The 12602-nt window shown below is 34.3% G+C and carries 9 protein-coding genes and 1 pseudogene; 9 read left to right on the forward strand and 1 reads right to left on the reverse strand.

Features of this window, described 5'->3' with window-relative positions; genetic code table 11:
- Window positions 1-243: 243 nt before the first annotated feature.
- Window positions 244-2388, forward strand: a complete 2145-nt coding sequence (gene topB / locus MHH59_RS09350; protein WP_002012275.1) for a DNA topoisomerase III — start codon at window positions 244-246, stop codon at window positions 2386-2388.
- 504 nt (window positions 2389-2892) lie between these two features.
- Window positions 2893-4140: a DUF4153 domain-containing protein gene (locus MHH59_RS09355; RefSeq protein WP_087962736.1), complete on the forward strand. Its 1248-nt coding sequence runs from the start codon at window positions 2893-2895 to the stop codon at window positions 4138-4140.
- Between the two features lie 125 nt (window positions 4141-4265).
- Here MHH59_RS09355 and MHH59_RS09360 read toward each other — a convergent pair whose 3' ends face one another.
- Window positions 4266-5231 (reverse strand): arsenic resistance protein, encoded by a 966-nt coding sequence (locus tag MHH59_RS09360; RefSeq protein ID WP_078178884.1) that lies wholly within the window; start codon window positions 5229-5231, stop codon window positions 4266-4268.
- A 312-nt stretch (window positions 5232-5543) separates the two neighbouring features.
- Here MHH59_RS09360 and MHH59_RS09365 point away from each other — a divergent pair, with 312 nt between their 5' ends.
- The 7 genes and pseudogenes from MHH59_RS09365 (at window position 5544) to MHH59_RS09395 (ending at window position 12579) form a co-directional block, all read left to right on the forward strand.
- Entirely contained in the window at window positions 5544-6236 is a 693-nt protein-coding gene (locus MHH59_RS09365; protein ID WP_016126776.1) for an FMN-dependent NADH-azoreductase, read from the forward strand.
- Window positions 6237-6474: 238 nt separating this feature from the next.
- Window positions 6475-7833 carry a branched-chain amino acid transport system II carrier protein gene (gene brnQ / locus MHH59_RS09370; protein ID WP_078178885.1) on the forward strand — a complete coding sequence of 453 codons (1359 nt, stop codon included), beginning with the start codon at window positions 6475-6477 and terminating at the stop codon, window positions 7831-7833.
- 86 nt (window positions 7834-7919) lie between these two features.
- Window positions 7920-8339, forward strand: a complete 420-nt coding sequence (locus MHH59_RS09375; protein WP_002086225.1) for a VOC family protein — start codon at window positions 7920-7922, stop codon at window positions 8337-8339.
- A 308-nt stretch (window positions 8340-8647) separates the two neighbouring features.
- Window positions 8648-9661 carry a CgeB family protein gene (locus tag MHH59_RS09380; protein ID WP_033730339.1) on the forward strand — a complete coding sequence of 338 codons (1014 nt, stop codon included), beginning with the start codon at window positions 8648-8650 and terminating at the stop codon, window positions 9659-9661.
- Window positions 9662-9721: 60 nt separating this feature from the next.
- Window positions 9722-9829: pseudogene (locus MHH59_RS09385) on the forward strand (glyoxalase); the annotation flags it as partial.
- Window positions 9830-10273: 444 nt separating this feature from the next.
- Window positions 10274-11923 carry a copper resistance CopC/CopD family protein gene (locus MHH59_RS09390; RefSeq protein WP_340851132.1) on the forward strand — a complete coding sequence of 550 codons (1650 nt, stop codon included), beginning with the start codon at window positions 10274-10276 and terminating at the stop codon, window positions 11921-11923.
- A gap of 35 nt (window positions 11924-11958) precedes the next feature.
- A complete protein-coding gene (locus MHH59_RS09395; protein WP_088005183.1) occupies window positions 11959-12579 on the forward strand; it encodes a YcnI family copper-binding membrane protein in 621 nt (206 codons plus the stop codon).
- The last annotated feature ends 23 nt before the right edge of the window (window positions 12580-12602 follow it).

Here is a 12602-nt window from a genome sequence, read left to right on the forward strand (position 1 = left end):
AGCAAGTAGTAGTGAATGGAAAAGATGTTCGATTTTTGAGCGTCTTTTTTGTCTATAAGCATGAGAAAGAAAGTGTTATATAATGAGTTTCTATTGTGAAGCCATAAAGAATAAGCGTATAATATTATAGGTCTCCCATTTGTGAGGCAAACCGCGAATGATAAATAAGATGGTTGTTTTATCATCGCTTCTAAACAGATAGACAATGAAAGTAACACTGGAATACAGATAGGGAGTTAGAAGATGAAATTAATTATTGCCGAGAAACCAGATCAAGGTTTGGCTCTTGTTTCACAGTTTAAATATCGCCGGAAAGATGGGTATTTAGAAGTAGAAGCAAATGAGTTATTTCCAAATGGAGCGTACTGTACATGGGCAATTGGTCATTTGACGCAGTTATGTAATCCAGAACATTATCACGCTGAGTGGAAAAAATGGTCACTTAATACATTGCCGATGATTCCAGAGCGTTTTCAATTTGAGGTAACAAAGTCAAAGTATAAGCAATTTAACGTTGTGAAACAGCTGTTACATAATCCACAGGTAACAGAAATTATTCACGCGGGCGATGCTGGGCGTGAAGGGGAACTGATTGTAAGAAATATTATTAATCTTTGCAACGTGCAAAAGCCAATGAAGCGTCTTTGGATTTCATCTTTAACGAAGCAAGCTATTTATCAAGGATTTAAAAACTTACTAGATGAAGCAGATACGATTAATACGTATTACGAAGCATATACAAGATCTTGCGCTGACTGGGTCGTTGGTATGAATGCATCGCGTGTCTTTAGTATTTTGCTAAAGAAAAAAGGAATGAATGATGTGTTTTCCGCTGGTCGTGTACAAACACCAACATTAGCACTCATTGTAAAGCGTGAAAAAGAAATAGAGAACTTTAAGTCAGAGCCGTTTTGGGAAGTGTTCGCAACCTTTAATATAGAAGGAAAGAAATATGAGGGGAAATGGGAGAAAGATAATGAGTCCCGCTTAAATGACCCTGATTTGGCAAATAAAATTGCAGCGTTTTGTCAAAACAAACCGGCTGTAGTAAAAGAAATGAAAACGGAGCGTAAAGAGTTTCAGCCGCCGTTTTTATTTAATTTATCAGCACTGCAAGCGACAGCGAATAAAGCCTTTAAATTTTCACCAAAAAAGACACTTGATATAACGCAAGCACTATATCAAAAAGGGATTGTCTCTTACCCTCGTTCGGATTCTAACTATGTTACACAAGGAGAGGCAGCGACGTTCCCTGATATTTTACAGAAGTTAAGTCAGTTTGATGAATATAAAGGTTTATTGCCAGCACCAATTGAATCGATTATGAATAATAAGCGTTATGTGAATGAAAAGAAAGTTACAGATCACTACGCAATTATACCGACAGAGCAAGTTACAAATCCAAGCAAACTATCAGGTGATGAAAAGAAAATTTACGATATGATCGTAAGAAGGCTGATTGCGGCGCATTATGAAGTAGCAATCTTTGACTACACAACGATTACAACTCTTGTAGACGAACGTGCTGCGTTCATTTCAAAAGGAAAACAGCAAATTCAAGAAGGTTGGCGTAAAGTTATTTTCCAAGACGATAAAGATGACGAAACGATTCTTCCAATTGTAGCTGAAGGTGAACAAGGAAAAGTTGTAAAGGTGAAAGTGAAAGAAGGAAAAACACAGCCACCGAAACGTTATACAGAAGGACAACTTATTACGTTAATGAAAACGGCCGGTAAGTATTTAGAAAATGAAGAGCTTGAGAAAGTATTGAAGAAAACAGAAGGTTTAGGTACTGAGGCCACTCGTGCTGGTATTATTACAATGCTGAAAGACCGTAAATATATAGATGTACAGAAAAACCAAGTGTACGCAACCGATAAAGGGAAAGTATTAATTACAGCAATCGGTGATAAAATACTGGCTTCACCAGAAATGACAGCAAAATGGGAGCAACGCCTTGCGGAAATTGGAGAAGGTACAGCTTCACCAGCGACATTTATGGAGCAAACGAAAAAGCTATCAGCTAAAATTATTGAAGATGCGGTAGAAATGTCGGAGAAATGGGATTTCACCGGATTACATGTTGAATCGATTGAACGAAAAGGATCGAAATTTACAACAGGTAAAAAGGTCGGGAACTGTAAAAAATGTGATGGCGATGTTATTGATAAGTCGACGTTTTACGGTTGTTCTAACTACAATACAACACAATGTGACTTTACCATCTCGAAGAAGATTTTAAGCAAAGCTATTTCGCAAAAAAACATGACGAAACTATTAAAAGGTGAGAAGACCGATTTAATTAAAGGCTTTAAAAAAGGCGAGAAAACGTTTGATGCGAAGTTAGAGTGGAAAGATAATAAGATTAATTTTGTGTTTGAGAATTAAGTGGTTTTAACAAATGAAAAAGCTCTTTCCCGAGTAAAATGTGCTGTATTAGGTTTGAAAATATAGATAGAAAAGAAAAAGCATGACAATTTTATGTCATGCTTTTTTATTTTATAATTACAGAGTTTTGTATACTAGCACTAAAATTTATTTGAAATAATTGTTTGAAAAGGTGTTATTAAATTGGGCGTTTATATCATTTTGATCATTTCTTTTATATAAAGGAAAAATAAGGAATTAGAAAATAAAAACAAGCAATGAAGAGAACAGCTGAAAGTAGCTTACACCGATGTTTATAAAAAGTTATAGAGCATTTCTTTGAATGAGGAATGCTTTTTGTTTTTGCTTGGAATAAAAATATACAACAAAAATACTATCTGAAATAATAAAAATTTATTGCGAAACGATAAAATTTATATTAAAATCAAAATCAGAATAAATAAGTGTGGTGCTTTTTATGGAAAAGGTAACAACGTTATTTGTAAAATTAGAGGAGGTATAAATATGGAGGTTAACAATGTGATAATTGAAAATATGGATAACCCTCATGAGTTGGAGAGAATGTATAGAAAAGACCCGAAAGCTTTTAAAAAGTCATTCTCACAAGCATGGGATGAAAACCCTGATTCTCAGGTTCTTGGTGCTTGGTATGAAAGATTGCATTTCAAGGAGACGGCAAATACAGAAAAACCTTCATTGTTTCAAAAAGGTTTCTTATTCATGGGCATTTTAGCTATTCTGGCAGGGCTAAGCACCAGGGTAATCTTCCATTTTGTCGAACAGGAAGCAATTGCTCCAATTAACTTGGCTTTTGGTGTAATTCCCTTTATTGCTGCTTATTTTATTTACAATAATACTCCGAAAAAAAGTATTATTTATTTCCTTGCAGCATTGTTCCTAATTGCCGGGGTGTATCTTAATATGTTGCCATTAAATTATAAAGACAGCAGTATCCTTGCGTATTTACATCTTCCTATATTCTTATGGGTCTTAGTAGGGCTTGCGTTTACAGGAAATGAATATTCAAAAGGAAGTACGAGATTAGCTTATATTAAATTTAATTTGGAATATTGTATTCTCTACGCCAGCATGGCAGTGAGCGGAATGGTACTAGCAGCATTAACCATGCAGTTATTTAGGTTTGTTGACTTGAATATAGAAGACTTCTATTTTAGTAATGTTATTTTATTTGGTGCTGCCGCTCTCGCTATTGTGGCTGCATACTTGGCATCAATGAATCTTAAACTTGCTAAGAATATTACACCATACATATCTAACATTTTTAGTCCTCTCGTCTTGATCACATTGTTGATTTATCTTATAACGGTTATATGGGTCGGGAAAAATCCGTTCTTGGACCGCAATTTCCTAATGGCCTTCAACGGAATACTCCTTGGTGTATTGGCTGTTACCATATTTTCCATTGTTGAGAGTGAATCAGACGAGAAAAAGAACATTTCAGATTATATCAATTTTGCCTTAATTGTTCTTGCGCTTATTATTGACACTGTAGCTTTGTCAGCCATCGTATTCAGACTTTCTTCTTACGGGATTACACCTAATAGACTTGCTGTCTTAGGAGTAAACATACTGATCTGGGCAAATCTAATTTGGATTATGTTTTCCTATATGCGTTTTCTACAAAACAAATCAGGACCGACAGCTATCCAAGATGCCGTTACGAAGTATTTGCCAATTTACGGACTTTGGGCAGCTTTCGTTATATTTACTTTCCCTATAATTTTTAATTAGAAAGACTTTGTTAACGTAACGACAAGCTAATTTTCTATAACGTATAAAATCCTTAGAGCCGATAAGTATCGTTACTTCTATACTTTCTCGACAATAAAAAAACGTCCCAAAGTAGGACGTTTTTTTTATGTGTATTGCTGTTTTTTCTTAATAAGTAATAACACTTGTGACACACACGCTAGTACTGGTAGTTCTATTAACGGTCCAATCACTAATGCAAGCGCGATAAGAGGCTCGTCTGGAAAAGCAGTCACAGCAATTGCGAGTGCAACAGGCGAGTTTCTCGCTAATGTTGTTAAGCTTAGGCTTACAGTGTCTTCATAGGATAAATGCATCATACGTCCTACAAACTGTCCTAGTATAAAGTTAATTATGAAGAACAGTAATACTGGTATAAGTAACAATAAAACAACATTCATATTTTGTAATAAGTACTTACCTTGTGAGGCAAACATCGCTACTATTGCTAAACTTAAAAATACAATTTGAGCAGAGCTGAAAAATGGAATGAGTTTATTCTCCAGTGTTTCAACTTTTTTCATTTTATGCATAATGAATTTTGTAGCGTGCGCAAGTAAAAATGGTAAGACGATTACGATAACAATACTTTCTACTAAAACAGAAACCGCTACAGTTTTCATGACACCAGCAAATAAAAATAAATAAATTGGAAGAAGTAGTACTTGCAAAATTAAATTTACAGGCAAAATTGCAGTAGAAAGTGCTACATTTCCTTTCGCTATTTCAGTAAAGATTAAGTACCAATCTGTACACGGAGTAACCATTAACATAATAAAGCCGACCCAAAGTGCTGGGTGATCTGAAAGAAATAACGCGCCTAATCCCCAAGCAAGAAAAGGTGTCCATATAAAGTTAATACCTAGGCTTGTTCCAGCGAATTTTAAGTTACGGAAGCCATTTTTTATATCATTTAATGGGATGCTGAGGAATAATCCGTAAAGCATTAAAAATAAGAAGGGGACAATAAATTTTTCTGAATGCATATGTATCATATTAAATTGTCCTAATATAACCCCGAATATAACAGCTGCAAGAATGATAAAGGTTTGAATCTTTTCTAAAGTACTCATTAATAAATCCTCTCTATAGATGAATTTCTCTCTCTAGTTGTATTATACAAGGGATTTCACTTACGTGTTTTCGAATTTATCATTTCGAATGAGGAAATATATTTCTTTGTTATTTTTAACTCGAGATATTTTTCTTTTTGAGAAGTTACTTGACTAAAGTAAGTAGATGTATTACAATCACTTACATAAGGTAATTAAATAACAAAAAGTTTTGAGTTACTTAGGTTAAGGTATCTATTGGAACTTTTTATTAGAATAAGAATTTTTATGATGATGAATAATGAATATGATAAGAAAGTTTAGGTGAAGAAAATGGGATTATTTAGCTCGTTATTTGGAAAAAAAGAAGAAAATACAAAAGTAGAGGGGAATAAAACAATGTCAAAAGTATTATTTGTAAAAGCAAACGATCGTCCAGCGGAGCAAGCAATTAGTTCAAAAATGTATGAAACATTTGTAAGTGCTTATAAGGAAGCAAATCCGAATACAGAAATTACGGAGTTAGATTTATTCGCATTAGATCTTCCGTATTACGGAAATATCGCTATTTCAGGTGGATATAAACGTAGTCAAGGAATGGAGATAACAGCTGAAGAAGAGAAGGCAGTTGCTACAGTGGATAAGTACTTAAACCAGTTTTTAGAAGCTGAAAAAGTAGTATTTGCATTCCCATTATGGAACTTTACAGTACCAGCACCATTAATTACGTATATTTCATATCTTTCTCAAGCTGGAAAAACGTTTAAATATACAGCGAACGGTCCAGAAGGTTTAGCTGGTGATAAGAAAGTAGTTGTTTTAGGCGCTCGTGGTTCAGATTACTCTTCTGAACAAATGGCTCCTATGGAAATGGCTGTTAATTACGTTACAAACGTACTTGGGTTCTGGGGAATTACCAATCCAGAGACAGTTGTAATTGAGGGACACAATCAATATCCAGATCGCTCACAGCAAATTGTTGAAGAAGGTTTAGAGAACGTTAAGAAAGTAGCGGCGAAATTTTAAATAATGATAGTAAATGTAAAAACCAACATGGATGACCATGTTGGTTTTTTAGTATAATTTCCATGTTAAAAAATGTATATTCATAAAATAAATGAAAAGTTTGAAAATAGTATTGCAAAATATTATATAACAAACTATAATGAGTTCAAGAATAGTTGATACTTAAATTAAATATTCAGAAAATTCAATTAGTTAAAATTGGAAATGAGATAAGGAAATTTGAATGGGGGGTTATATTATGGCGAATAAAGTACCGTTTTCGTTCATAGTAGTTATCGGATTAATGTTATTTGCACTATTTTTTGGAGCAGGAAATTTAATATTCCCAGCGATGCTTGGTCAATCGGCAGGAGAGAATGTATGGATTGCTAACGCTGGATTTTTAGTAACAGGAGTAGGTTTACCATTACTAGGTGTATTAGCATTTGGTTTTTCAGGTAAAGATGATTTACAGTCATTAGCAAGTCGAGCTCACCCGGTATTCGGGATTGTGTTTACGACAGTTTTATACTTAGCGATCGGTCCGTTATTTGCAATACCAAGAACGGGAAATGTTTCTTATGAAATTGGTCTTAAGCCGTTTATGCCAGAGGGATTAGGTTCTACACCGTTAATTCTTTTTACAATTATATTCTTTAGCATCACTTGTTTTTTTTCGCTAAATCCTGCGAAAATTGTCGATATTGTTGGAAAAATCTTAACGCCAATTAAATTAACATTCATCGGTATTTTAGTAATCGTTGCTTTTATTCATCCGATTGGAGAAATGCAAGCACCAGTTGAAGGGTATACATCACATGCATTTTTCAAAGGATTCCAAGAAGGATACTTAACAATGGACACGCTTGCATCGTTCGTATTTGGGATCATCATTATTAATGCAATTAAAGAAAAAGGTGCGAAAACGAAAACACAAATTATGGTTGTTTGTGCAAAAGCAACACTGATCGCAGCATCTATTTTAGCAATTATTTATACAGCACTTTCTTATATGGGAGCTTCAAGCGTTGCGAAGCTTGGACATTTAGAAAACGGCGGAGAAGTATTAGCGAAAGTTTCTAACTACTATTTCGGATCATATGGCGGGGTATTATTAGGATTAATGATAACAGTTGCTTGTTTAACAACTAGTGTGGGACTTGTATCAGCATGTTCTTCATTCTTCCATAAGTTATTCCCAAATGTTCCTTACAAAGCAATTGCAATTACGTTATGTGTGTTTAGTGCTATTGTTGCAAATGTTGGATTAACACAACTAATCGCAGTTTCTGTTCCAGTATTAACAGCGATTTATCCACTAGCAATCGTGCTGATTTTCTTAACATTCTTCCACTCGTTATTCAAAGGTAGAGCTGAAGTTTACCAAGTGAGCTTAATCGTAACATTTATCATCAGCTTATTCGATGGATTAAGTGCAGCTGGAGTTAACATTGAAGTAGTAAGCCAAGTGTTCACTAAATTCCTTCCGATGCAGGAAGTAGGATTAGGCTGGATCTTCCCAGCGATTATCGGTGGATTTATCGGCTATGGTATTAGCGTTGTAAAAACGAAAAATGGAGTGCAACCAGCAGCTGGTGCGAATAAGAAAATAAGTTAAACAAAAAAAGTTATAGAATTTGATTCTATAACTTTTTTTGTTACTATTGATAAGAATAGAAAAAATAAAGTAGTAGGGGAAATAAAATGAAAAAAACAATTGACCATATCGGGATCGCAGTTCGTGATATAGATAGTACGATACATTTTTATGAAAAGGTTTTATCAGGAACTTTAATAGATCGATACGTAAGTGAAGCACCTGGTGTTGAAAGCGAAGTAGCTATTCTTGAAGTTGATGGTGATAGAATCGAATTACTTGCGCCAACGAATAATACAACTTCTCCAATAGCACGATTTATAAAGCAAAAAGGGAAAGGTGTCCATCATGTTGCGTATCGTGTAGACGATTTAGATGTAGCTTTAGAAGAATTAAAGGAACAAGGGATTCGAACGTTAGAACATACGCTTCGCATCAATAAGCATGGTAGACGATTAATTTACCTTAACCCAGCGGATACGGAAGGGACGATTATTGAATATTGTGATTATCCGGAAGTGAAATAAAGGAAGTGTATTTTTGTGAAAGGTGTTACGTACTAATGTAACGCCTTTTTATTTGTATACTTTTCAATATTTCGACGAAAGTATTTCGGAATGTTGAATATATATTATGAGAAGCTATCCACTATCCTGTAGGAGTGGGCATGATTTTTTTTAGTATTTGCGAGCAAATGGAGCCGACTATAGGGTAAGCAATCCTCATTTTGCACAGTAATATATGAAAGAAAAAGAGTGCTTTATAACCAACTATATATTTTATGCAATACATATAATATAAATTGTGAATTTCATGTATTGGAGAGTGGTTATCTGTGGAGATTTCAAATAGTGCTGAAAATTTTAACGTATTATTTGTTACATCTAGTGTTCCTGTCTATTTTCCGGTGCTAGAGGAATCTATATATAATAGTTTGAAAAAGGCAATTCGTAATGTAACGATGGTAACATACGAAAACTTGGTGAAAACGGCTTTAAAGATAAAACCGGCACTCATTATTGTATTTCATGGTTTTGAAGAAGGGATAATTAAGGGAATTCAAGATTTAAAACAATACAACTTTAAAACTGCACTCTGGCTTACAGATGACCCTTACTTTACAGATGTGACGAAAAACTTAGTGCTTGATTATGATTATGTGTTTACGCAAGATACAGGATGTATTGATTTTTATAAAGATTTAGGTTGTGATAATGTATATTATTTGCCTTTAGCAGCAGAACCTCCTGTATATACGCCGATACTTAGGGAAGAGGAATACATATTTGATATTAGTTTCATAGGGACTGCTTTTGATAATCGGCTCGCATTTATTGATTCAATTGCAGAGTACTTAGTGACTAAAAATACTCTAATTATAGGTTGTAATTGGGATAGACTAAAAAGTTATGAGTTATTGAAAGATAAAATTTTACTTTTACCATTTTTGGTTTACGAAAACAGTATAGGATATTACAAAAAAAGTAAAATCAATATGAATATACATCGCTCGATAGAGGATTTAACATTTAATAGAAATAGAGTAAAAGTAAATGCTTGTTCTATTAATAATCGTACATTCGAAATAGCTAGTACAGGTTCTTTTCAAATGACGGATATTCGTTCAGATTTAGAAAAGTGTTATATTCCAGGGGTACAAATTGAGACATTTACCTCAGCGGTTGATTTTATAGAGAAAGCTGAAAGATATTTATCGAACCCGGCACAAAGAAAGAAAATTGCGATGGAAGGGCTGAAGAGAACGCTAATCGAACATACATATGATAAAAGGGTACAACAGCTGTTAAAAATAATTGAAATGAACCCTAAAAAAGAAAATGAAATTTAAAAATAGGGAAAGAATGTGTTGAAACACAACATATTTAAAGAATAAGGTATTTGAATGGAAGAGCATACACTTCGAATGAATAAGCATGGTAGAAGATTAATTTATCTTAACCTAGCGGATACGGAGGGCACGATCATTAATTATTGTGATTATCCGGAAGAGAAGTAAAGGAAGTGTATTATGGAGAAAGGGTGTTGCGTAATAACGTAATACCTTTTTTATTTATCCCGTTATTTGTTGGCAATAAGATTCCCGCTTCAAAAGTCGGAGAATGCGAGGGAGTTAGGTGGGAGATCGAATGCCCGTAAAAGTCCCACTGATTAAAGTTTCACTTTATGTATTTCACATTTTCTTCACAAATGATTCACGATAACTTTTCTTCTTAGGGAACTTACATAAATATATTTTATGCTATAATGATAATCAACTTTAAAAATATTAGTAATATCCATGAAGGTAGCTACTATTATATTGGAAGTATAGAGGTGAGGAATAAATAGAGAGTGATACTAAATAAATCCTTATACTTAATCAGGTTAATATTTTATCAAGAAATAAAACTTGGGAAGTAAAAAGTAATGAAAGTGTAGTGACGAAAAAGAAAGAAGTGAAATGATTGTGAAAGTAATACGAAGGTTAGGGGCATGGCTATTAATTGCGTGCGTGTTGATCATATTGATACCAAAAAGCGCATCCGCTCATGCGTATGTTGTGAAATCAAATCCTGCTGAAAATGAAACGTTAAAGAAAGCACCATCTGTTGTGAAAATTGAATTCGATGAGGACATACAAGTTTCAAGTTTTAATACATTGTTCGTAAGAGATACCTCAGGTAAAAGAGTAGATTTAAAAGATGCACATATTGATAAGAAAAACAAAAAAATATTAGAAGCTGGGTTAAAAGAGAATCTCAAAAATGGTCTTTACTCTATTCAGTGGAAGGCTATTTCAGCTGATGGACATCCAATTCAAGGAGTTATTCCATTCCGTATTGGATCAGCAGAAGCGGGAACAGATGATATAAAAGTAGAAGAGATGGGCTATGTTCCCCAAATCGATATGATTATGGAACGCGGAATTTTATATACAAGTTTTTCTCTATTTATCGGTGTTCTATTATTTAACCTTATCCTTTATAAAGGAAGTGCAAGTCAAGTTCAGTCGAGGAGTAAGAAAATAATATGGATATCATTATTTGGGATATTTATTAGTTTACTATTCAATCTACCATTGCAGGCGAAAATAAATGCTGATGTTTCATGGTTAGAAGCATTCGATCCTATATTATTAAAAGAAACATTACAGCTATCTGTTTTTGGTTATGTATGGATCACTCAAATGGCTCTTATTAGTACGCTTATGATTGTTACATATTTTGCAGTGAAGCGTGAGAAGCTTTCGTCGTTTAAAGTATGGAGCATTCCAATACTATTGTTTATTGGTTTACTTGTTATGAAAGCCTTCAATAGTCATGCATATGGATTAAAGTTTAAAGAAATTGCTGTCGTTATGGACTTTCTGCATTTATTCGCAGCTTCGTTATGGATGGGGGGGCTATCATCGATTGTTCTTCTGTTACGTAAAGAGGATGACAAGTGGACTATGTATTGGGATGCGATTAAGCGTTTTTCGCCATGGGCAACAGGTGCTGTCATTGTGATTTTATTAACGGGTCTTTTTAACAGTACATTTTTTATTCCCACGATCCATTCCCTATTTGATACGAAGTATGGATTGGCCTTATTAGCAAAAATACTTTTATTCGTGTGTATGGGGATATTGGGAATTATTCATTATGTGAAAGGGAGAATGCGAGCGCAGCAAAGGTTAGGAGCTACGGTGAAAGTAGAGTTTATCATTGGAATTATCGTTTTTGTAATCGTAGCGTTTATGACAAATGTACAAACGCCGCCGATGCCTCCTACGGGACCTTTTACAGAGAGTAAACAATTAGATAATGGATATGAACTTACTTTACATGTAAGTCCTAATAAGGTAGGACAGAATACATTTCATATTACTTTGCAGGATGAGAATGGACAGCCTGTTACTGATATGGAACAAATTGTATTGACGACTCAATCTTTAGATATGAATATGGGCAAAGGTTCATTTAAAGTTTCGGCAGTGTCACCGGGAGAATATGAAGCGGAAGGTATGTATATTAACATGACAGGAAACTGGAATATACAAGTTCACGGATTAACAAAATCTCTTGATAGTTTCGATACGGATTATAAATTTATTGTAGGTGGCAGATAAAAAAGACGTTATAAATGAAAAGGAGTTTATAGAAAATGAAACGTATAAAAAAATTAGGAACAACAATGATCGCAACAATAATTGCAATGGGGATTTTTTCGTTACCTGTTAGTGCTCACGTAACTGTGAAACCAGCAACTTCTGACGTTAGCTCTTGGGAGACTTATACGATAAAGGTACCTGTTGAAAAGAATATAGCAACAACAAAAGTCACACTGAAAATACCGTCTGGAGTCGAGTTTCAACAGTACGAGCCAGTGCCAGGGTGGAAAGTGGAAGAACAAAAAGATGCAGCTGGAAAAGTTAAAACTGTAATATGGGAAGCAACAGGGGATGGGATTTTACCTGGTCAGTTCCAACGATTTACTTTCGTTGCTAAAAATCCAGATAAAGAGCAACAAATAGCTTGGAATGCATATCAACAATATAAAGATGGAGAAATTGTTGAATGGACAGGCGATGAGAAAGCTGAGAAGCCCCATTCACTTACTACGATTGCAAAAGGTACATCATTAACAGGAGAACATGGTGAAGTATCTAGTGTGGAAAAAAATGAAGGTACAAGTAATATGCAAACAATAGCAATTGTCTTATCAGTTTTAGCGATTGTATCTTCCATAGGTACGTGTGTTTTTGTAGTACGTCGTAAAAAGTAGGGAACATTGAAAGGTCTCATTGA

The sequence above is a fragment of the Bacillus sp. FSL E2-0195 genome, assembly GCF_038003645.1.
Taxonomy (GTDB): Bacteria; Bacillota; Bacilli; order Bacillales; family Bacillaceae_G; genus Bacillus_A; species Bacillus_A mycoides.